This window comes from Bradyrhizobium sp. CCH5-F6, assembly GCF_001556045.1.
GTDB lineage: Bacteria > Pseudomonadota > Alphaproteobacteria > Rhizobiales > Xanthobacteraceae > Bradyrhizobium.
On record NZ_LSIC01000122.1, the window covers coordinates 58,703 to 80,416 of the forward strand.

At 59.9% G+C, this 21,714-nt stretch carries 15 protein-coding genes and 1 pseudogene; 7 read left to right on the top strand and 9 right to left on the bottom strand.

All coding sequences use genetic code 11. From position 1 onward, the window contains the following. Nucleotides 1–29 precede the first annotated feature (29 nt). Nucleotides 30–902 (top strand): annotated as a pseudogene (istA, locus tag AX729_RS22500) (IS21 family transposase); the annotation flags it as partial. 74 nt (nt 903–976) lie between these two features. On the opposite strand, the gene AX729_RS22505 reads toward istA, so the two are convergent. From AX729_RS22505 to AX729_RS22520, 4 genes are all read right to left on the bottom strand, one after another. After that, nucleotides 977–2,608 (bottom strand): GMC family oxidoreductase, encoded by a 1,632-nt coding sequence (locus AX729_RS22505; protein ID WP_061026538.1) that lies wholly within the window; start codon nt 2,606–2,608, stop codon nt 977–979. An 8-nt stretch (nt 2,609–2,616) separates the two neighbouring features. Further along, nucleotides 2,617–4,080, bottom strand: coding sequence for an aldehyde dehydrogenase family protein (locus AX729_RS22510; RefSeq protein WP_021075779.1), 1,464 nt, complete (start codon nt 4,078–4,080; stop codon nt 2,617–2,619). 43 nt (nt 4,081–4,123) lie between these two features. Next, complete coding sequence (locus AX729_RS41825) at nt 4,124–4,672, bottom strand: rubredoxin (RefSeq protein ID WP_021075778.1); 549 nt, start codon at nt 4,670–4,672, stop codon at nt 4,124–4,126. 227 nt (nt 4,673–4,899) lie between these two features. Then, a complete protein-coding gene (locus AX729_RS22520; RefSeq protein WP_061026539.1) occupies nt 4,900–6,102 on the bottom strand; it encodes an alkane 1-monooxygenase in 1,203 nt (400 codons plus the stop codon). A gap of 325 nt (nt 6,103–6,427) precedes the next feature. Here AX729_RS22520 and AX729_RS22525 point away from each other — a divergent pair, with 325 nt between their 5' ends. The 3 genes from AX729_RS22525 (at nt 6,428) to AX729_RS22535 (ending at nt 11,209) form a co-directional block, all read left to right on the top strand. Next, nucleotides 6,428–8,884, top strand: a complete 2,457-nt coding sequence (locus AX729_RS22525; RefSeq protein WP_061026540.1) for a LuxR C-terminal-related transcriptional regulator — start codon at nt 6,428–6,430, stop codon at nt 8,882–8,884. Nucleotides 8,885–9,071: 187 nt separating this feature from the next. Continuing rightward, nucleotides 9,072–10,307, top strand: coding sequence for an acyl-CoA dehydrogenase family protein (locus AX729_RS22530; protein WP_021075775.1), 1,236 nt, complete (start codon nt 9,072–9,074; stop codon nt 10,305–10,307). A 260-nt stretch (nt 10,308–10,567) separates the two neighbouring features. Then, nucleotides 10,568–11,209: a TetR/AcrR family transcriptional regulator gene (locus AX729_RS22535; RefSeq protein ID WP_063817274.1), complete on the top strand. Its 642-nt coding sequence runs from the start codon at nt 10,568–10,570 to the stop codon at nt 11,207–11,209. Between the two features lie 21 nt (nt 11,210–11,230). On the opposite strand, the gene AX729_RS22540 is transcribed toward AX729_RS22535, so the two are convergent. Continuing rightward, nucleotides 11,231–12,403 carry an acyl-CoA dehydrogenase family protein gene (locus tag AX729_RS22540; RefSeq protein ID WP_021075773.1) on the bottom strand — a complete coding sequence of 391 codons (1,173 nt, stop codon included), beginning with the start codon at nt 12,401–12,403 and terminating at the stop codon, nt 11,231–11,233. Between the two features lie 107 nt (nt 12,404–12,510). After that, nucleotides 12,511–13,296 carry an enoyl-CoA hydratase/isomerase family protein gene (locus tag AX729_RS22545; RefSeq protein WP_021075772.1) on the bottom strand — a complete coding sequence of 262 codons (786 nt, stop codon included), beginning with the start codon at nt 13,294–13,296 and terminating at the stop codon, nt 12,511–12,513. A gap of 87 nt (nt 13,297–13,383) precedes the next feature. Between AX729_RS22545 and AX729_RS22550 the strand changes: the two genes are divergently transcribed. Continuing rightward, entirely contained in the window at nt 13,384–14,238 is an 855-nt protein-coding gene (locus AX729_RS22550; protein ID WP_021075771.1) for an SDR family oxidoreductase, read from the top strand. A gap of 57 nt (nt 14,239–14,295) precedes the next feature. Here the strand turns inward: AX729_RS22550 and AX729_RS22555 are convergent, their stop codons facing one another. Further along, complete coding sequence (locus AX729_RS22555; protein ID WP_021075770.1) at nt 14,296–15,168, bottom strand: SDR family oxidoreductase; 873 nt, start codon at nt 15,166–15,168, stop codon at nt 14,296–14,298. Between the two features lie 18 nt (nt 15,169–15,186). Continuing rightward, nucleotides 15,187–17,253, bottom strand: a complete 2,067-nt coding sequence (locus tag AX729_RS22560; protein ID WP_021075769.1) for an NADPH-dependent 2,4-dienoyl-CoA reductase — start codon at nt 17,251–17,253, stop codon at nt 15,187–15,189. Between the two features lie 89 nt (nt 17,254–17,342). Here AX729_RS22560 and AX729_RS22565 point away from each other — a divergent pair, with 89 nt between their 5' ends. After that, on the top strand, nt 17,343–18,533 hold the full coding sequence (locus tag AX729_RS22565) for an acyl-CoA dehydrogenase family protein (RefSeq protein ID WP_021075768.1): 1,191 nt from the start codon (nt 17,343–17,345) through the stop codon (nt 18,531–18,533). A 180-nt stretch (nt 18,534–18,713) separates the two neighbouring features. Here the strand turns inward: AX729_RS22565 and AX729_RS22570 are convergent, their stop codons facing one another. Further along, complete coding sequence (locus tag AX729_RS22570) at nt 18,714–19,406, bottom strand: transglutaminase-like domain-containing protein (RefSeq protein WP_021075767.1); 693 nt, start codon at nt 19,404–19,406, stop codon at nt 18,714–18,716. A gap of 306 nt (nt 19,407–19,712) precedes the next feature. Between AX729_RS22570 and AX729_RS22575 the strand changes: the two genes are divergently transcribed. Continuing rightward, entirely contained in the window at nt 19,713–21,680 is a 1,968-nt protein-coding gene (locus AX729_RS22575; RefSeq protein ID WP_021075766.1) for an AMP-binding protein, read from the top strand. The last annotated feature ends 34 nt before the right edge of the window (nt 21,681–21,714 follow it).

Genomic DNA, 21,714 nt, shown 5'->3' on the forward strand with positions numbered 1-21,714 from the left:
GTTTTCTCTTTCGAGAGGACCCCAATTCCTTGGCTGACCGACACGTCACCGATCAACAAATGAGGCTTTTCATGAACTTGCGCCGCAACCATTCGCCAGCCATTGCCGCTGCGAAGGCCGGATTCAGCACCTCCGCCGCCTACCGGTTCGAGAAGGATCCCCGACTTCCAACCCAAAAACAGGCGCCCCGCGAACGTCGCCGCGCCGATCCATTCGTCGACGTCTGGGAGAACGACGTCCTCCCCATGCTGAAGGCCGCCCCGGATTGCGGCCGATCGCCGTGTTCGAGGAACTATGCCGTCGGCACCCGGAACTGGGCTCCGGGAAGCGGCGGACGCTTGAACGGCGGATCAGGGCGTGGCGCGCGGTGAACGGCCCGGACCGGGAGGTGATCTTCCGCCAGGAGCATCCGCCGGGTCGCATGGGCTTGTCAGACTTCACCGAGGTCGCGGATCACCGTCGCCGGCCAGTTGCTGGACTGCCGGTTCTATCACTTCCGTCTGCCGTTTTCCGGCTTCGAACACGCCCATGTCGTGCTCGGTGGCGAGAGCTTTGTCGCGCTGGCGGAAGGGTTGCAGAACGCCCTGTGGTCGCTGGGCGGGGTTCCCGAGCAGCACCGAAGCGACAGCCTTTCGGCGGCGTTCCGCAATCTCGGCGCCGACGCCAAGGAGGATTTGACGACACGCTACGAGGCATTCTGCGGCTATTACGGCATGACACCGACCCGCAACAATCGCGGAGTGTCGCATGAGAATGGTTCGATCGAGAGCGCGCATGGCCATCTCAAGAGGGCGCTCGCCGACGCCCTGTTGCTGCGCGCGTCGCGCGACTTCGACGATCTTGCGGCATGGCGAGGCTTCGTCGACGAGAGCGTCGGACGTAGGCTTTTCATCCGAACTCGGTTGGAGTCACACCCGCCGGATCGGCATATTTCACACGGATTGACAGCTTTGCTGGAAATATTCTGCGACACAGCCTAAATATGGATCTTCCCCAAAATCATGTCAGCAGCATTTTCCGCGATCATGATGGTCGGCGCATTGGTGTTGCCCGCCACCAGCGTCGGCATGATCGAGGCGTCGATCACCCGCAGCCCCTCGATACCGCGCACCCGAAGCTGCGGATCGACCACCGACGCCGGATCGGCGCCCATCCGGCAGGTTCCGACCGGGTGATAGATCGTCTCGGCCCGCTTGCGGATATCGGCGGCGATTTCGTCATCGCTCTGAACCGCGGGACCGGGCAAAACCTCGCGCCGGGAATGAACAGCCATGGCAGGCGCGTCGAAGATGCGCCTGCCGATCTTGACCCCCGCGATCATGGTTTTCATATCCTCCGGGTCATCGAGGTATTTCGGGTCGATCAGCGGATCATCCAGGGGATCGGGGCTTTTCAGACCGATCCTGCCCCGGCTTTTCGGCAGCAGGTCGCAGATGTGCAGGGTAAAGCCATAACCGTAGGTGATCTTGCGTCCATGGTCGTTCAGATAGGTCGGGAGGAAGTGGAATTGCAGGTTCGGCCGGTCGCGCTCGGGCGTGCTTTTAACGAAGCCGCCCGATTCCGCGACGTTGCTGGTCAGAAACCCCTTGCGGCGGAAGATATAGGAAAACAGCCCCGCCACCGCGCGCGGCGGGAAGCTGAGTGCCACTCCGATCGGTTGACGCGAACTGGCCGCGTTCATCAGCGTGATGTCCAGATGGTCCTGCAGGTTCTTGCCCACGGCGGGCAGGTCATGCAGCACCGGAATGCCGTGTTCCTTCAGCTCCTCCGCTGCGCCGACGCCCGAGAGCATCAATATCTGCGGCGAATTCACCGCGCCGCCAGACAGCAGAACCTCACCCGCAGGGTTCAGCCGCGCCTGCTTGTATTTGTTGTTCCGCCTGTAGGACACGCCGATCGCGCGCCGCCCGTCCATCACCACGCGGGTCACCCGCGCATCGGTGATGACCTCCAGATTCGGCCGGTCCAGCGCGCTTTCCAGAAACGCCTTTGCCGAACTCCAGCGCCGCCCGCGGTTCTGGGTAACCTGATAAAGGCCGACCCCTTCCTGACGCTCGCCGTTGAAATCATCATTATGCTGGATCTGCAGTTCGCGCCCCGCCTTGACGAAGGATCGGCTGAGCGGGTTGACCGTCTGCAATTCGCTGACAAACAGTTCACCACCCGTCCCGTGGTATTCTGAATTACCGAATCGTTGATTGTTTTCCAGTCGCTTGAACAGGGCGCGGACACGGTCCCAGCCCCAGACCGAGGTGCCAGAGGCGACTTCCCAACCGTCGTAATCCGCCTTGTGGCCGCGCATATAGACCATCGCGTTGATCGAGCTGGACCCGCCCAGCGTCTTGCCGCGCGGCCAAAACAGGCGGCGGGCGTTCAGATGCTGCTGGGGTTCGGTATTGAAGGCCCAATTCAGTTTCTTGCTGTTGGCCAGCAGCGCGATGCCGATCGGCGTATGGATCAGCGCGCTCTTGTCTCGCGGTCCCGCCTCCAGCAAGAGGATGCGCTTCGCGGGATCTGCGGACAGCCTATTTGCAAGCACGCAGCCTGCCGAGCCGGCTCCCACGATGATGTAGTCGTACGTTCCGTGACTTTCAGATCGTTGTTCCATCGAACCAGTTACCCCAGCACCTTGACGACAAGCCTGATGAGCCGCTTCACAAAACCTGTATAGGGCGGGAACAGCATGTGGACGATCGAGTAGCGGTCCTGCAGGACGGCCTTCTCATGCGAAAATGCCCGAAAGCCAAAGACTCCGTGGGCCGCACCGATGCCCGAGTTGTTCACCCCGCCAAAGGGCAAATTGGGATGCAGGAAATGCACGACGGTAAGGTTGATCCCCACCGCGCCGGAACTGGTGCGCGTGATGATGTCCTCGGCAAAAGCCCGGCTATTGTCGAAGACATAAAGCGCCAGCGGTTTCGGATTGGCGTTAATCTGATCAATCACCTTGTCGATATCGTCATATTCGATGATCGGCAGGATCGGGCCGAACAGTTCCTCGCGCGAAATCGCCATCTCGGGGGTGATCTGGCTGATCAGCGTGGGCGCCACGAATTTCTGCACCGCATCCGTCTGCCCGCCCAGCAGTATCCGCGCGCTTTTGGCACGGGCATCCTCGATCAGGCCGGCGACCCGGTTGAAATGCCGGTCATTCACGATACGGCAATAGTCGGGCGTCATCTTCTGCACCTCGGGCGTCTTGCCATAGACGCGACCGATTTCCGCCATCACCGTCTCGTTGAACTCTTGCGCAATGTCGCGATGCACGAACACGTGGTCGGGCGCAATGCAGGTCTGGCCGTTGTTGGCAAACTTGCCCCAGACAATATTACGCGCGGCCTTTTTCAGGTTGGCAGTGGGGCCAACGATGGTGGGCGACTTGCCTCCCAGTTCCAAGGTAACCGAGGCCAGTGATTTCGCCGCCGCTTCCATCACCAGCTTGCCCACCTGCGGGCTGCCGGTGAAGAAGATGTGGTCGAACGGTAGTGCCAGCAACTCCTGCGCGACCGCTGCATCGCCCTCGACCACCGCCACCAGATCGGGCGAAAACGTTTCGGCCACTATATCCGCAATCAGGGTGGAGGTAGCAGGCGTCAGTTCCGACGGCTTGATGATCGCGCTGTTGCCGGCCGCCAATGCCGAGACCAGCGGCCCGAAGGCTAGATTCAACGGATAATTCCACGGCGCAATAATCAGACAGATCCCTTTCGGCTCGGGTCGGATCCTGGCCCTGGTGCCGAAAACACCCAGCGTGGCCGCTGCCCGGCGCGATCGCATCCAGCCCTTCAAGTGGCGTTTGGTGTGCGCGATCTCCTGCAGCACCGGCAGGATTTCGGTCAGCCTCACCTCGCTCTCGGGCTTACGGAAATCCGCATAAAGAGCCGCGATGATGTCCGTCTCGCGCCGCTGCAGGACTTCCCTCAGCCGGTTCAGCGCCGCGATGCGTGCCTTGCGGTCGAAATCCGAGCGACGCGCCCAGCCCGCCTCCCGTTGCTTCGCAAAAACATCCGCAACGGTAGATCTGGTATCCACCAATGGAATGTCGTTCGGATCGGCGTGAATATTCACAATGACCTCCATGGCGGGCCTGATCGGCCCGATACCCTTTGCCAACACGAGTTGACTAGGTTTCCTGGCAAAGCGCGTAATCTTTCTTGGTGGCGCCGCACTCCGGGCAACACCAATCCTCGGGAATCTCTTCGAACCGGGTTCCTGCAGCGATGCCCCCGGAAGGGTCGCCGAGTGCCTCGTCGTAGATATGCCCGCAGGTGATGCAGACCCATTTCACAAAGGGCTTGTTTTCGGCAAAGCCGGGCTCGCTTTGCAGGCTGAACAATTGGGGGGGCAAAGCCTCCGCGGCCTGCGGTACGGCGGCCATCCGCGCCGCCGGTTTCGACATCGGGCTGGCGGGCTTTTCGATAACGGCCGTGTCGGTGACCGGGACCGCGCTACGTGCCGTCCCGGCAAACTCGACGGCCTGAGTGGCCGGCGTCGTAGCGGCCGGCGCTTCGCCGATCAATTCGAAGTCGACCTTGTCGCGCACTGCGCAATCGGGGCAAGCCCATTCGTCGGGCACGTTGGCCCAAGCAGTGCCTGCGGGAAATCCTTCATGCGGATGGCCCAGCGTTTCGTCATAGGTGTATTTACAACCAGGACACTGGTACTTGGCCATGTTCCTTTTTCCTCCTTTTCCGCCGATCTGACATTGCTGGGCCGAATGGCAGCTATCCCTGGTTTTTTCCGTAATCGGCGCGCAACCTCTGCCCTATCGCACGGCCTGACCGCCCCACATGGCCAGCCGCTGGCCGCCCGACGATTGAAACGAGTCGAGTGGCTCAGGGCTGTGGTGTCGGGTGTCCGCATCGTTTGGCAAGCGAGAGCGGTGCGGAAGTTGGCGGTTTACTCGGCAGCAACCAAGCCGGGCTTTGCGTCGGTGCCGACCGTACCAAACTTGCGTTCGTAAAGCGCGTGCTTGCCATCCTCGATCTGGATCTTGCTCAGATCGCCATGGGCCCAATCTACCACGCGCGAGTCCATGGCCGACCTGAACCAACTTGGGATCAACGCGATGAAGAACATGCCCGGATAGCCCGAGGGCAGCGTCGGCAGATCCTTGAAGTCGCGCAGCGATTGGTAGGACCGCGTCGGATGCGCGTGGTGATCCGAGTGGCGCTGCAAATGGAACAAGATCAGGTTCGACACGATGTGGTTCGAGTTCCACGAGTGGTGCGGTTTCTGGTGCTCGTAGCGGCCATTGGGCAGTTTTTCACGCAGCAGGCCATAATGCTCAATGTAGTTGGCGCTAGTCAGCTGCCACCACCCGAACGCCATTTGGATCGGAAGGAAGACCAGCATCAGGGGGCCGAAGAAGGCAAGCAGACCCGCATAGAGCGCGAAGGTAATCAGCATCGGCTGCAGAATTTCGTTCTCTATGCTCCAAACGCTCTTGCCCCGGCGCGACAGACGTTCTTCTTCAAGGGCCCATGCGCGGCGGAAGGCACCGGGTATCTCGCGGGTGGAGAATTTGTAGATGCTTTCGCCCATACGTGAGGTCGCGGGATCCATCGGGGTGGCAACGTCGCGGTGATGGCCCTTGTTGTGCTCGATGAAGAAATGGCCGTAACCCGCAACCGCAAGCACCAGCTTGGCCAGCCAGCGGTCAAAAGTCTCCTTCTTGTGCCCAAGCTCATGCCCAGTGTTCAGCGCGAGGCCGTTCACGATTCCTAGCGAGAGCGCCAAGGTTATGATTTCGAGCCAAGACATCGCATGGGTACTGACCCACCAGGCCGCTACAATCAGGGCTGCGTAATGGATCGGCACGGTCAGATAGGTCAGGACGCGGTAGTATCGGTCCTTCTCAAGCATCTCGACGGCCTCTTCCGGCGGGTTGTTGAAATCCTCGCCGAACATGGCGTCCAGAAGCGGCACCATCGCGTACCAGACGATCAGGACCAAGGCGTACCAGATGCTCCATCCGGTCTGCGCTACCAGCCAGAGCCCGATCATTGGCGTCGCCGGCCACAGGGTGGACAGCATCCAAAGATAGCGCTTACGGTCGATGTAGCCTAAGATTGAAACAGACTGATCTGGCGTATTGATCATTCGGCATGTCCTCCCCTTGACCCCACCATTCGTCGCGCGGCAGGTGACACCAGTACGCCCATCCCGATTCCGAGCGAGCGGAGGAAGCGGAGATCATTGGGCCGGGACTCACAACTACACTTAAGTGTAGTTCCCGATTGGGGTATCCTATAGCTATCTGCGCTGCCTTGAGACGCCCATGATCAGGGGTACCTGCGACGAGCCGACATATCCGGGACGGCTGCGTGCCGTCCGCATTTCCGCGCGTCTGGGGACAATCGCCAGGCGCTGTATCGCGCGGCCCCGATTTACGTTTTCAGGCCAACCGGAGACCCGGACACTGATCTTGCGCGCAACGCAGGGTTATGGAAAATCGGTCGTTCTGGCGCAGAACTGGTTGGCCTTCAGGGCTGCTGGAAACAACGCAGCCTGGGTGTCTTTGCGCGACGGATACGAAACGGAAGGCGCGCTGGCGGAGGCCATCTACGGCCAACTGCTCGACGCAGCGTCCCGCGAAGGCCGAGCGGTCCCGGCGGATCTGGCCGAGTTAGTGGCCACGCTATGGGAAGAATTCGGCGCTGAGCGACCGGCCAATGTAATCTGCATCGACGACATCGAACACGCACCCGCCCTGCTGCACGCACTGGAAACCTTCGTGCTGGAAACCCCGCCGAATGTCCGATTCGCTATCGCCGGGGATACCCGGCGCGGTTTTGCCCGGCTGGGGCTGGAAAGCGGAGTGCGGGAGGTCCATGCCCGCGATCTGGCCTTCACCTTGGACGATGCCGAAACGTTTTTGCGGGCGCACCCGGTCGCCAACGTAACAGCACAGCAGATGATCGCCGAGACGCAGGGCTGGCCCGCGCTCTGCCACATCATGTGCCGGACCGAATTGCCGGTCCGGCCCGCGGTAAACTGGCCCGAAACGGTGACCTTCCTCCATGAGGAGATCGAGAGACGCCTGTCGCGTCGGCAGCTTGAGTTCGTTGAAAACGCAGCGATGATCGACCCGATTTCGGCGGAAAGCTACAATTACGCCTACAAGTCCACCAACGCCGACGCGCTGATCAGGGAGATCGACCTCGATCACCTGCTGTTTCGCCCCGCCGAAAATGACTCAACGCTGTTCTCGCTGCACCCGGTTCTCCGCGATTACCTTCAGCATCGGTTTCTGGTGCGCAGTGCTGAGCGAAAATCCTATGTCCTGAAACGTGCGGCCTTCTGGCACTGGCGGAGGCGCGAGTTCCAGAAGGCGGTAAACCTTGCGCTGCGGGCGGGCGACCACCGCTGGGCGCTGGGGCTGAGTGAGGACATCATGCTCGATCTCGCCCTGCGCCAAGGCGAGATCGAGGCGTTGCGCGAATGGCTGGGCCGGTTCCCAACCCGCGAGTTGCGCAAGCATCCGATCATCTGCCTCAGCTACGCTTGGACGATGTATTTCAGCCAACAGGCCGACAAGGCCGAAAGGCTGCTGGGCTATCTGCCCGCCCCGCGCGCGTCGTCCGGTGCGCATCCTGACCGCGGCTGGCTGCAACTGGTCCGCGCGATCGGTGCTGCGACCCATGACGAACTGGAGTTGAGCGAGCGGCTGTGCAACGATTGGATCAGTAACTTTGGCGACGATAATGCCGTCGGCAAGGGTGCGGCACTCACCTGTCTGGCCTTCATGCTAGCGAGTGAATACCGGTTTGACGAACTGAAGCAGGCGCTAGTCATGGCCCATTCAGTCAACAGCGCCGCGCACCAACACTATGCCTTTGGCTGGCTTTATGCGGCCGAGATTCAGGCAGCCCTCGCCAGGGGCGACATGCGCACGGCGCTGCAACTTATCGATACCGCCCGCAATGACAGCGACGTTCAGGTGACGCGCACATCCTTCTCGTCAAAGCTGCTGATCGCCCTGGAACTTGACGTGCTGTTCGAACTGGGGCGGCTGGATATCGCCGAGCACTCTGTCGCCGGGTTGCTTGACTTTGTCGCCAACTACGGCGTTACCGACGTGTTCTACGGGGTCAGCCGCGTCATCGCGACCTGGCATCGGGCCAATGGCAATCTCAGGGGCGCCGCGGCATTGCTGGAACGGGCACGCGCCCTTGCGGGGGAAAGGGCACTGCCGCGACTGGGAATGCTGATCGAGTTGGAACTTGCCGAATTGGCCCTGTTAAGCGGCGCGCGGGATATCGACTACCTGCTGCCGCGTGACTCTAGTGAGGTCCTGACCGGGCCCCATGCAAGACCCCTGCGTGCCCAAATATCGCTGTTGCGCGCGATGGAAGCCATCCCCAAGGGGCAGCACAGCCTCGCCCTCCGCAACGCCGAGGCGGCTGCCAAGATCGCGCGGTCGATCGGTGCTGGTCGATTGGAAGTGCGCGCGCTGATGTGCGAAGCTGGGGCCCACGCCGCCGCCGGGGCGCTGACGCCCGCGCGACGAAAGGCGGTCAATGCCTTCGAACTCATCAAGCAGTTGGGATGCTACCGGACCGGGCTAGACACGCGGGATCTGTTGCTCGCCTTGGCCCCGGTATCCGCCGATGCCTTTGTCACGTTCGATTTCGACGGGATCGCCAAGCCAAGGCCAAGGACTGAGCGGCCCTCGTTCCCCCTCGAGCTTACCACGCTGTCCGTCCGGCAGATCAGCGTCCTGCGGCTTGCCCGCGATGGACTTTCGAACAAGCGGATCGCTGACCAACTCCTGGTCAGCGAAGACACGGTGAAATGGCATATGCGCAGGATTTTCGCTGACCTGAAAGCACGCAACCGCGTGCAGGCCATCAGCGAGGCCGAGCGTCGCAATCTGATCTGACGGGGTATTTCCGGCTTTAGCCTGAAAAGAAAAGATGAGTGGCTCGCCCTTGATACGCCCTGGTCGGCTCCCTCGATGTTTAGCAGCCGGAGAACACGACAGCGTACAATCGCTCGTGAGATGAGTTTGCCTTATAACTAAAGTCGCTTCGCCCGCAGCCCCTGGTCTCGACACGGAAGATGGTTACATGAGCGCAATCGGCTTTCAGCTTCCCGAAGACGTGGTTGCGGTGCGCGATGGGGTCATGCGGTTTGTCGAAGCCGAGGTTCTCCCGCGCCTGGAGCGCAACCACGCGTTGTTCAATGATCCGCGCCTCACCTATGCTGCCGACGGGCGTTATGCGCCGGAGGTGCGCGCGCTAATCCGCGAGGTGCGCATGGCGTCCGCCGCGGCAGGTTACTACGCGATGTGTGCGCCAGCCGCGATTGGCGGCGGCGGGCTCGGACATCTTGCCTATTACGTCGCCTGGGAGGCCGTCTACCGACGAATCGGCGGCCATTCGATCCTGACGCCCTGGGTGATCGCTCATTGGGCCTTTGGGCCGAGCGCAATGCTGACGCAAGCGACACCGGAGGCGCAGGCGCGCTGTCTCGACGCAATGATCACGGGACGCACCTCGATGTGTTTCGGACTGTCGGAACCAGGAGCGGGCTCGGACGCCAGCATGATAAAGACCCGCGCGGTGGGCGATGGAGACGGCTGGCGCATCACCGGACGGAAACTCTGGACCACGAACTCGCCCACCGCGGAATGGTGCATCGTGTTTGCCGTCACCGATCCGGGTAAGGCGCAGCGAAAAGCCGGCGGGATCAGCGGCTTTCTGGTGCCGACCGACACCGAGGGGTTTGAAGTTGAAAGCGTGGTGCGGCTCTTCGGTCATCCCGGCGGTCATGAAGGCGCGCTGGTGCTTGAGAACATCAGGGTTGAGCCGTGGCAACTCGTCGGCGCGCTCGACGACGGCTTCAAGCTCGCGCTCTATGGCGTTTCGCTCGGGCGGATCTACAATTCGGCACGTGCGGTTGGTCAGGGCCGCTGGGCGATCGAGAAGGCGCTCGGCTATGTAAAGCAGCGTGAGGCGTTCGGCGCCAAGATCGCCGAGTATCAGGGCGTCTCGTTCCCGCTCGCGCGCGCCGCCACTGAACTTCACGCCGCGCATCTGATGGGACTCAACGCCGCGATGCTGCTCGATAGTGGCGAGCGGGCCGTGAAGGAGTTGTCGATGGCGAAAGCCTACGCCGTACAGGTGGGCTATCGAGCCGTCGATCAAGCGATACAGGCCCACGGCGCCATGGGCCTTACCAACGAGGTCGGCCTCGTCCATGCCTTGCAGGATTTGCGAATCATCAACATTGCCGACGGCACCAACGAGATCCTGGCACGCACCATCGCGCAGCGGCTGCTGGCCGGCGATATCGAGTTGTAGCCGGCCAGACCAATGGGGACAAGGCCCGGCTCCCTTGCAAGAGGCCGATCCGTCTATTACGGTCGGATCGTGATGATGTATCGTCCGAGGCTTGAGTCGTTCGCTGGCCGCCCATTGAAAGTAGTTTCAGCGCTTCGCAATGTTGCCCGAACAGCCTTGTTGGTCTATTACACGGCATTACTCATCTGGTGCAAGAGCTGGGCTTTGTACGGTGATGCCATTCGGGTTTGAGCGAGCAAGATTTGAAATCTTCATCGAGAATGAAGCGGGTTGCCAAGCGCGAGCCCAAGCGTAAAAATGTCGCACTTTCCGTGCCGCCGAAATCGCACGTTTCACGAGACCTTATCCTTCGGGTCGCGGCACAGCTTTTTCGACAGCAGGGCTATTCCGCCACTACGCTTCGACAGATCGCTGACAAGGCGGGAATGAAGGCAGGCAGCATCTACTACCACTTCGATTCGAAAACCGCGATATTGGACGAAATCCTCGAACTTGGATTGCAACGTATATTCGATGCGGTAAAGGCAAGTGTGAACGAACTTGGCAAGGGGTCGCACCGGAACAAGATCAGCGCCGCGATCAAAGCTCATCTTGTCACCCTGCTGCAAGAAAGCGACTACACCTCCGCCAACATGCGCGTCTACGGTCAGTTGCCGGAGCGCATCAAGAAGCGCCATCGTCCACTGCGCCGCGCCTATGGCAAATATTGGGATGACATGCTGGCGGATGCGCAGCGTGCCGGCGAAATCCGCCCGGAGATACTAATCGTTCCGCTACGCAGGTTTATTCTTGGTGCCTTGAATTGGACGGTCGAGTGGTTCGATGCGCGAAAAAGCAGCTCGGTACAGGAATTGGCGAGCCGGACCACGTTGCTGATCTTCAACGGCATCTTGCCGCGTTAGTGTTTCCAGTTTGTGCGTTGGTTATCGCATACGCTTGGCGACCTCTTCCAGCATTACTTCAGTAGTGCCGCCGCCAATTGATTGAACGCGAGCATCTCGCGACATTCGTTCAATCGTACTCTCTCGCATGTAACCCATGCCGCCGTGAAATTGCAGGCACGTGTACATCACCTCGTTGACGAGCTCGCCGCAATAAGCCTTGACCATCGATACTTCCTTGGTGGCATCGATCCCCTGCGTTACCAGCCATGCCGCGCAATAAACAAGTTGCCGCCCTGCCTCAACCTTGGCCGCCAGCATCGCCAACCGATGACGGATAGCCTGTCTCGACCACAGCGGCGCGCCGAAGGTCTGCCGCTGCGTGACCCAGTCCAGCGTGATCTCTATCGCAGCTAGCGCCTCACCCATCGCCATTGCACCGAGCACGATCCGCTCGTTCTGGAAGTTTTGCATGATCCCGTAGAAACCGCGTCCCTCCTCGCCGAGCAGGTTCGTTGCGGGGATCCGGCAATCCTCGAACAGCAACTCCGCCGTGTCTGATGACCTCCAGCCCTGCTTGTCGAGATCGCGACCAACCCGGAAACCGGGCGTACCTTTCTCCACGAGGAACATCGACAAGCGCTGGGACGGACGTGCATCCGGACTGCTCACGGCGGCGATGCAATAAAGGTCCGCATGTACACCGTTGGTGATGAACATCTTGGTGCCATTGAGCACATAGCCGTCGCCCTCGCGGCGCGCGGTGGTGCGAATGCCTTTCACGTCAGAGCCCGCGCCAGGTTCGGTGACGCCGACAGCGACGATCTTCTTCCCTGCAATGACATCCGGCATGAAGTGGTCCTTCAAGGCCTGCGAGCCGGCGTTGTAGAGATGCACCGACGCCATGTCGGTATGAACCAGAACCGTGATCGCCACTCCCGAGAACGTCGACCGTCCCAGTTCCTCGGCCAAAACAACGGTGGCCAACGTATCCATGTTCGAGCCGCCATATTCTGCTGAATAGCGGATGCCCAGAAAGCCAAGCTCACCCATGCGCCGCAGCACGTCGCGCGGCACCATGCCGTCCTGCTCCCATTGCAGCGCATACGGCTTGATCTCCTCCTCGACGAATCGCCGTATCTGGGCTTTCAGCAGTTCATGCTCTTCTCTGAAATAAGCCGAGCGTTTCGGGGTGCCGACGTGGTGCGTGCTCATCGTTGACCCTGCGGGTAAGGAAAAATTGTCGGAAAGGATTGGTATCCGCTATCAACTCGAAAGCATGAAAGCGGACATCGTTCGGCACAATCCTCATCTGCCTTGCCCTATTTACCTTGCCACACCGGCTTACGCTTCTCTGCAAAGGCTCTCGGGCCTTCAATGGCATCGAGGCTTGCGTAGGCTTCGACATGAAGCCTGTTGGCCTCAACGAGCCCCTTCTCGCAGCCGAGGTCCATCGCGGCCAACACGCTGGCCTTGGCCGCCCTCACCGACAATGGTGCGCCTTCTACAATCTTGCGCGCAAGTTGCAATGCACGCGCACGAACAGCGTCGGGTGTTTCTTCCAGATAATTGACGAAACCATACTCCGCGAGCCGCTCGATCGGCAGGGTCTCGCCGGTCAAGACGAGTTCCATCACCACGGGTTGCGGCAACATCCAGAGCAGCGGTACTGCCCACGGCGATCCCCGCCCCATCTTGACCTCGGTAATCCCGGCGCGTGTACCGCGTAAGCCGATCCTCAGGTCGCACTTCAGCGCCAGCAGCATCCCGCCCGCCATCAGCGACCCAGTCATCGCCGCGATGATCGGCTTTGAAACGGTTCGCATGGCCGTTTGCATCGGATCGCGCATCAGGGTCAGTATGTCGACGCCGTCACGCGCCCTGATCTCGGCTGCCTGCCTGAGGTCCAGACCGGCGGAGAATACGCCGCAGTCAGCCGAGGTCAGGATCACCACCCTCGCCTGGGAATCCCGTTCGACACGCTCCCAGGCATTGGTCAAACCGTTCATCGCCTCAACCGACAGGGCGTTCTTACGCGCGGGCCGATCGATGGTAATCGTGGCAATGCCATCCTCGAGCGAATAACGTATAGGTTCATTGTCTGACATCGATCTGCCTTTTTATGTATTCTAACATATGTTAGAATATATTAAACTCGACCGAACGCAAAAGTATTTTCAGGCATGGGATTGGTGATGCACGAGAGTCCTTCAAAAACGCGCTTCGCGCCGGAACTTCTCAAGGGCCAGGTCGCACTCGTCACCGGCGGCGGCACAGGAATGGGCCGCGCCACGGCCATTGAGATGGCGCGCTGCGGGGCCCGCATCGCCGTTCTCGGCCGCCGCATCGATCCGATAGAGAGCACCGCAAAGGTAATCCGCGACGCGGGTGGCGAGGCATTTGCCGTGTCGGCGGACATTCGCGAACCCGACTTGATCGAACGCGCGATGGAGAAGATCAAAGCCGAGTTCGGCGGGCTCAATATCCTCGTCAATAATGCCGGCGGACAATTCGTCACGCCAGCCCGCGAACTCAGCAACAAGGGCTTTGAAACCGTGATCCGCAACAACCTGATCGGCTCGTGGCAGGTAACCAAGGCTGCCGCGGACCATTTCATGTTGGCGAATGGCGGATCGATTGTGTTCGTAACCGCCTGTATCCGCAGCGGCCTTGGCGGCTTCGTGCATACCGCGGCAGCGCGCGGCGGCGTTACCGCGATGATGCGAACGCTCGCCTACGAGTGGGCCGAGTTCGGTATTCGCCTAAACTGCGTCGCACCCGGAACCATCAAGACCGAGGCGCTTGGCCGCTATCCGATACCGCCGGACGACTGGGTCAGGCTCAACCGCAACGTGCTGGGGCGCATGGGCAGCGTCGAGGATATTTCTGCAGCAATCATTTTTCTGTCCTCGCCGCTCGGTCAATTCGTCACCGGCGAGGACTGGTACATCGACGGCGGCGAGACGCTACATCTGGCCCACGACGCCCGCGATATGATCGACGCCGTTAAATTTGCCAAACGCGAACGCGGCGATGCAGGATTGTCGTAGCGGTCAAAATCGTTAACGCTGCGGCGGCATATCGGATATTCGATTTCGGGAGCTTGTTTACGTCTGACCAATGCGAAAATATTTCGGACGTCCGGCAGGCCACGGATCGCCCCACATTTGCTGCCCGCCGTCTACCGAAAGCGTTTCGCCCGTGATGAATTTCCCTGACGGCGCGGCGAGATAAACGCAGGCCTCGGCGATATCCCATGCATCGCCGTGCCGTTTCATGGGATTCGCTTCCTTGTAGGTCGCGGAGCCTTCCGGAACATAGCGGTCGAATGCCGTGGTTTCATTGACGCCAGGGGCAACACAATTCACCCGGATGCCGTGCGGCGCCCATTCGACCGCGACGGTCTTGGACGCGTAGATCACCCCGGCCCGCGCCGCGGCGGTGTGCGCCATCCCCGGCAGGCCTCGCCAGATCAATGCCACGATATTGACGATATTGCCGGTCTTGCCGCGCTCGATCCACTCGCGAGCCGCCGCTTGCATCATCCACCACGATCCGTTCAGGTTGGTATCGATCACTGCGTTCCAGCCCTTTGGCTTGAAGTCGATGGCCATCTGGGCGAACTGCCCACCGGCATTATTGATCATCACATCGACACGACCAAAATGATCCCAGACGTCTTTGACGAATTCGTTGACTTGATCGGGGTCGCGGATGGTGAGACTTCTACTGAAGACGCGGGCGCCGAGACTCTCTAGATCCGGAACGACGTGTGCGAGCTTCTCGGCGTCGCGCCCGCAGATTGCCAGATTGGCGCCAAGCCTCGCAAACAGGAATGCGATCGCCTTCCCGAGTCCGCTCCCCGCGCCGCTGACGATGATGGTCTGGCCGGTGAACAGATCAGGTCGGTACACTGTCGGGATCGTGGAGAGTTCGTCGTCGGTGAACCCGTAACTCGGCTGGCTGCTTTGCGAACTCATCTCAGGCTCCTCCCCCCTTTAAAGCGCGTGCGCGACCCGCACGCCCTCCTCGACCGCACGCATCGCGTCGAGTTCGGAAGCCTCCTTGGCGCCGCCGATGACATGCGTCTCGATTCCGGTCTTGAGCAGTTCGGTGAGCATATCGCGGTTAGATACTTGGCCGGCGCAAACTACGATCGTATCGACCGCGAGCGTACTTGGCTCACCCTCGGCCACGAAATGCAAACCTTGATCGTCGATCCGCTGATAGATAACCCCTCCGACAATCTTGACCCCGCGCTTTTCAAGACTGCTACGCAGGATCCAACCAGTCGAGACGCCGAGACCGAGGCCAGGCCGCGTCTTCTTGCGCTGCAGCATGGTAATTTCGCGCGAACTTGGCTTTGGTGCCAGCGGATCGCCCGATAGCCCTCCAGCTTTCGTAAGGCTGGCATCGACATTCCACTCCTGCTGAAACTCACGAATATCCATTGCCCGTGATTTTGGCGGTTCATCAGGCTGCGAATGGCAGAGGTATTCGGCGACATCGAAACCGATGCCTCCCGCGCCGATGATGGCGACTCGCCGTCCCGCGTGGCTTTTGCCACTCAACAAATCGTTGTAGAACACCACCTTGGGATGTTTGATGCCGGGAATCTCCGGCACACGGGGATGGACGCCGCAGGCGACAACGACAGCATCGAACCGCGCGTCTTTCAGGTCACTAACCGATGGAGCAGAATTCAGCCTGAGATCGACGCCGCCATCGGCGATTTGGCCGCTGTAATAACTCAGCATTTCGTCGAACTCGACCTTGCCCGGGACTGCTCGGGCAAGGTTGAGTTGCCCGCCTATGCGATCAGCGGCCTCAAACAGGGTTACCTTGTGCCCGCGTCGGCTGGCTTCCGCGGCAGCTGCGAGACCGCCCGCGCCTGCGCCAATCACTGCGATCCTGCGCGAGGTCTGAGCCGGGCCGTCCTCAAACTCAGTCTCGCGGCAGGCACGCGGATTAACCAGGCAACTCGCGGTCCGCTCGGAAAAGATCAGGTCGAGGCAGGCCTGATTGCAGGCAATGCAGATGTTGATTTTGCCGGCGTTGCCCTCCCGCACCTTCCTGGCGAAGTGCGGATCGGCCAGCATCGGGCGGGCCATCGATATTAGATCGCTATCCCCCGCCGCCAGAATCTCTTCTGCGGTATCCGGCGTATTAATGCGATTTGATGCCACTACCGGAATCCTGACCGCTTTCTTCAGACGCGATGCCGCAAAACGCCATGCGCCGCGCGGAATGACGTAAGCGATCGTGGGAACGCGCGCTTCATGCCAGCCGATACCGGTGTTGAGAATGTCGGCGCCCGCGGCCTCGACCCGTTGGGCAAGCCGATCAATCTCCTCGCCGGTTGCACCTCCTTCGACGAGGTCCAGCGCCGAGATTCGGTAGACAATGATGAAGTCGTCGCCGGTGGCGCTTCGCGAGCGTTTGACGAGTTCCACCGCGAGCCGATGGCGGTTCTGCTCCGATCCGCCCCACTCATCGGTACGGTTGTTGGTTCGCACCACCGTGAACTGATTAATGAGGTAACCTTCCGATCCCATGATCTCAATGCCATCGAACCCGGCCTCCTTTGCGAGCAGCGCGCAGCGCACGTAATCCGAGATCGTCTGTTCAATCTCTGCCCCAGTCATTGCACGCGGGGGAAACCGATTGATGCGGGTGGGGATGTCAGAAGGACCGACGCAGTCCCTTTGCTTGGAATAGCGGCCCGAATGCAACACTTGCATGCAGACTTTACCACCGTGCTGATGGACAGCATCAGTGATGCGACGAAGTTCGCGAGCTTGCGCACGTTCGGTCAAAATCGGCCCCCCAGGCTCAATCAGACCCGCGCTGTTGGGCGCATAACCGCCGGTAATGATGAGTCCTATCTCCCCCTTGGCGCGCTCGGCAAGGAAAACCGCCATCTTGTGCACGCCGTTGTCCTCCATATCGAGACGGGTGTGCATCGACCCCATGATCATGCGGTTACGCAACGTGGTCCGCCCTACCTTTAGCGAAGATAGCAAATGAGGGTAAAGCGATGTTCCGGGGCTGGTCGGCGTCAGCATGGACTTGCCTCCGTGGCTGGTTGTTAAATTTCTAACAGTTGTTAGACTGAATGCAAGAACTGAAGATCACCTAGATGGGAGGAATCGCGATGGATTACGCGCTTAGCGAGCAGCAGCAGGCTTTTCAGGAAACCGCGAAGCGTTTCGCGAAGGACAAGCTGGGCCCCCACTATCAGAGGCGGGCAAGGGAACACCGCATCGATCGTGCCATGCTGAAACAAATGGGGTCACTCGGCCTGATTGGCGCCGATCTGCCGGAAAAATACGGCGGCCTTGGCGAGAGCAGCGTGACGGCAGGCATTATTGTCGAGCAGATCGCTTATGGAGACTTCAACGCCAGCTACGTCCAACTTCTGGCGTCACTGCTCGGCGGAATGCTCGCAGAGCACGCCTCGCCCGAAATCGCTCAGGAGTGGCTACCGCAAGTGGCCCGGGGTGAGAAGATCATCGGCCTCGGCCTGACCGAGCCGCGGGGCGGTTCGGACGCTGCCAACCTCATTTTGCGAGCTGAAAAATCGGGAAATGGCTATCGCCTCAACGGTGAAAAGACTTCCATGAGTTTTTCAGATCAATGCGACGCAGCAGTCATCTTTGCCCGAACCGGGAAGGTCGAAGACGGCGCACGTGGCGTCAGCGCATTCTTTGTCGATCTGGCGCAGAGCGGAATCACGCGGACGCATTTTGATGACATCGGTACCAAACCTGTCGGACGCGGCTCGGTGTTCTTCGACGACGTCTTCATTCCGGCCGAGTGCCTGATGGCAGAGGAGAACAAGGGATTCTCCAAGATCATGTCAGGCTTCGACTATAGCCGTGCCTTGATCGGCCTTGAGTGCATCGGACCTGCCCAGGCTTCGGTCGATGAAGCATGGCAATACTCAACCGAAAGGCTCGCCTTCGAGCGGCCGATCGCGCAGTTTCAGGGCGTGAGCTTTCCGCTCGCGGAAGCCGAGACCCAGCTCACCATGATGCGGCAGCTTTGCTACTATACGCTTTCGCTCAGAGATCGCGGGCTTGCACATACCGCGGAAGCTGCGATGTGCAAATGGTATGTGCCGAAAGTGACCTGCGAGATCATCCACCAGTGCCTCCTCACTCACGGCCACTACGGTTACACCACCGATCTGCCGTTTCATCAGCGTTACCTCGACGTGATGGGCCTGCAAATCGGCGACGGAACCGCACAAATTCAGAAACTTGTCATCGCACGTGAAAAGGTCGGTCGTGTCGCGGTTCAATACGCCAAGCAGCCTTCCGAATTGCGGCAGATCTCAAAATGAGCGTACCTATCGCCCCCATTGCCATCTCTCGGCGAGACGCGTGCCGCCGTGCGTAGATTTTCGGGCTGGGGCCAATCGGACGATTCCGATCGCGCCATCGATAAACTGCGCGCCCAAGTGTCGTGTTCAGCTCGCACCTGGATTCGGCTAGTCAAATCCCGCGGTTTCGTTCGCTCCGGCCTACTCCCCTGATTGAGGCGCTCCGAAGGCAGCGTCATCTATTAAGACGCCACCAGTATTCAATGTCACCAGCGCGGGATATGCAACGCGAAAGTCCTCAAGCATCTTGCCTATCGGAGCGTCGGCGAACCAACCTCGGTCATTGACATATTCCATATGGCGATGATCGCTCGTGTCGAACTCGTGAAACAACGCGTCGGCCGTACCGTCGAAGATAAGAGGTCGGACTCCAAATCGTTCACATAGCTCCATGTTGAACGCGGGCGTCACTTTGAACATCTTCCTATCGAGCCAAAGCGCGACGTAGCCGTGATAAATGAAGAGATCAGTCCCCATTAACTCCGTCAGCTTGGGGGAATTCAGATGGTTGCGAACGTCTGCAAAGCCGATCGCGGCGGGGATTCCCGCTGCGCGCATGGCGGCCGTCAACAATATTGCCTTCGGAACACAAAACGCCGAAGGCGTTTTGAGAATCTCGCTGGCGCGATAATCGGCTTCGGACAAACTCACCGCGTAGGGGTCGTATCTGATCTGGTCTCGTACCGCGTTAAATAGGAGGATTGCCTTCTCGGCCGTCGACCGGTCCTGTTTGTCGCCAGCCACACGCGAGACAAACTCTCTAATCGCAGGTGAGTCGCAATCCACGTAATGCGTTGGAGCGAGAAATTCCGCGAGGTCCGGGTTGACTTTCACTTGTGCCTCGATTGGTACCTGCACTAACCTAACAGACGTTAGAAATTGAGGCAAGTCAAATCGGGTTGCGACCGGCGTCCAAAAGATGGATACCTCATTTGTTGTTCCATACGAATAGATTTATCAAACGATTGTTAGAATCGATTGAACTCGCAAAGACGAGAGCGTTAGCATTAGGCGTCCAGGCTGGACACATGCTTATCGGGCGGGCCTGTCCACCGTCTCGTGTTCGATCGGGCATGCGTTCCTATCGGCCGGTAAGTCAATCTCGAATTGAACTTGACTGCAAATCAGGGAACGTAGTCGATGAATAATCCAACGTCCTATGCATGGACACCTCCGCCGGAGCTAATTGCAACAAGCAATCTGACCGCTTTCCTGCGCGCAACCGGATATGACGATTACGATCACCTCGCGTCGAAGGCTGAGGCCGATCCGGCATGGCTAATGGAGGAAGTCTTTAAGTTCTGCGATGTTCGATTCTATCGCAGTTACGACCAAATGTTGGATCTGTCGCGCGGGCAGCCATGGGCACGCTGGTGCGTCGGCGGGACCACCAACATCGTGCTGAACTGCATTGACAAGCATCGCAGCACGCCCGTATGGGACCAGACATTTTTGGTCTGGGAGGGTGAAGACAAGCGCGAACAGCGCGCGCTTACCTATCGTGAATTGGACCGCGGCGTCGGACGGCTTGCGCAGGGACTGCGTGATCTCGGCGTCGGTAAGGGCGATGTGGTCGCTCTCTATTTGCCGAACCTGCCGGAAACCTTTATCGCGTTTTTCGCTGTGCTGAAATTGGGCGCGATCCTGATGCCGCTGTTCTCCGGCTTCGGTCCGGCTCCCATGCAAACCCGGCTCAACCATGGCGGCGCCAAGGCCGTCATCACCGCGAGCGGGACCTGGCGGCGGGGCGCTGCGGCACCGCTCAAATCCGTCCTCGACGTCGCGCTCGAATCCTCACCGACAGTGCAGCACGTGATCGTCGTCGATCGTGAAGGCCTTAAGATCGAAACCCCGATGCGAAAGGGCCGCGATCACTGGTGGCACGATATCGTCATCGGCAAGGACGGCGCTATCGCGACCGCCGAAATGAATGCGGAAGATGCCGCGATTCTGCTGTACACCTCGGGAACCACCGGCGAACCGAAGGGTTGCGTTTGGACCCATATCAGCTTCATCGGTTCTATGGTCACACGCGACATGATCATTTGCGCCGATTTCAAATCATCGGACCGTTTTTTCTTTCTCAGTGACATGGGCTGGATGGTCGGCGCGATGTGCGCATGTATTCCCAGTTTCGCCGGCGCGAGCCTTCTGATCGCCGAAGGCACGCCGGATTTTCCGGACACCGGACGATTCTGGCGGCTGATCCAGGATCATCGCGTCAGCTATCTCGGAGTATCCCCCACCATAGTCCGTAGTTTGATGCGCTATGGAACGCAGGACGTCGAGCGCCACGATCTGTCGAGCCTGCGTATGACCGCGTCGGGCGGCGAGGCATGGACCAACGCGCCGTGGCAATGGTTCTTCGAGCATGTCTGCAAGAGAAAGCTTCCAATCATCAACATTTCCGGCGGCACCGAGGTTGGAGGTTGCATCTTCACGGGGACGCCGAACCATCCGATGAACCCCGGTTCGTTCTCCCGTCCGGCGCTCGGTGTCGGCGCGGACATCGTGGACATGTCCGGCAAGAGCTTGCCGCCCGGCGAAGTCGGCGAACTGGTGCTCCGCCAGGCGTCGATCGGATTGACCAAGAGCTTGTGGAAGGCCGATGCGCGCTATGTCGAAAGCTACTGGAGCACGCTTCCCGGCCTTTGGGTGCATGGCGATTTTGCGATGCGCGGCCATGATGGGCTTTACTATATTCTCGGGCGCTCCGACGACACCATCAAGATTTCAGGCAAGCGGACCGGGCCGTCCGAGCTCGAAGGCATTTTGATCGACACCGGCAAGGTCTCCGAGGCGGCGGTGTTCGGTATTCCGCACCCGGTAAAGGGTTCGGCGATCGTTTGTGCCTGCGTGCTCATGCCAGGTACGAACGTCGAGAGTGAAATTGTCAACGAGCTCTCATCCGCTATCGTGAGCGGCATGGGAGCATCGTACCGGCCGGAGAAGATAATTTTTGTAGATGATCTGCCTCGAACCCGCAACATGAAGATCATGCGCCGGGTGCTGCGAGCAGTGTTCGAAAGCAAGGATCCCGGCGATCTTTCCGCACTCGCCAATCCCGAAGCAGTTGACAGGCTTCGCGAGAAACTTGGCGCCGCATAAACCACGGAGAAAATGGCGAGCTGTCGGGCTGGGT

What these genes read in the sequence shown, in the direction of transcription:
- AX729_RS22505 (WP_061026538.1), bottom strand. Translation starts at nt 2,608, where the DNA reads ATGGAACAACGATCTGAAAGTCACGGAACGTACGACTACATCATCGTG.
- AX729_RS22510 (WP_021075779.1), bottom strand. Translation starts at nt 4,080, where the DNA reads ATGGAGGTCATTGTGAATATTCACGCCGATCCGAACGACATTCCATTG.
- AX729_RS41825 (WP_021075778.1), bottom strand. Translation starts at nt 4,672, where the DNA reads ATGGCCAAGTACCAGTGTCCTGGTTGTAAATACACCTATGACGAAACG.
- AX729_RS22520 (WP_061026539.1), bottom strand. Translation starts at nt 6,102, where the DNA reads ATGATCAATACGCCAGATCAGTCTGTTTCAATCTTAGGCTACATCGAC.
- AX729_RS22530 (WP_021075775.1), top strand. Translation starts at nt 9,072, where the DNA reads ATGAGCGCAATCGGCTTTCAGCTTCCCGAAGACGTGGTTGCGGTGCGC.
- AX729_RS22535 (WP_063817274.1), top strand. Translation starts at nt 10,568, where the DNA reads ATGAAGCGGGTTGCCAAGCGCGAGCCCAAGCGTAAAAATGTCGCACTT.
- AX729_RS22540 (WP_021075773.1), bottom strand. Translation starts at nt 12,403, where the DNA reads ATGAGCACGCACCACGTCGGCACCCCGAAACGCTCGGCTTATTTCAGA.
- AX729_RS22545 (WP_021075772.1), bottom strand. Translation starts at nt 13,296, where the DNA reads ATGTCAGACAATGAACCTATACGTTATTCGCTCGAGGATGGCATTGCC.
- AX729_RS22550 (WP_021075771.1), top strand. Translation starts at nt 13,384, where the DNA reads ATGCACGAGAGTCCTTCAAAAACGCGCTTCGCGCCGGAACTTCTCAAG.
- AX729_RS22555 (WP_021075770.1), bottom strand. Translation starts at nt 15,168, where the DNA reads ATGAGTTCGCAAAGCAGCCAGCCGAGTTACGGGTTCACCGACGACGAA.
- AX729_RS22560 (WP_021075769.1), bottom strand. Translation starts at nt 17,253, where the DNA reads ATGCTGACGCCGACCAGCCCCGGAACATCGCTTTACCCTCATTTGCTA.
- AX729_RS22565 (WP_021075768.1), top strand. Translation starts at nt 17,343, where the DNA reads ATGGATTACGCGCTTAGCGAGCAGCAGCAGGCTTTTCAGGAAACCGCG.
- AX729_RS22575 (WP_021075766.1), top strand. Translation starts at nt 19,713, where the DNA reads ATGAATAATCCAACGTCCTATGCATGGACACCTCCGCCGGAGCTAATT.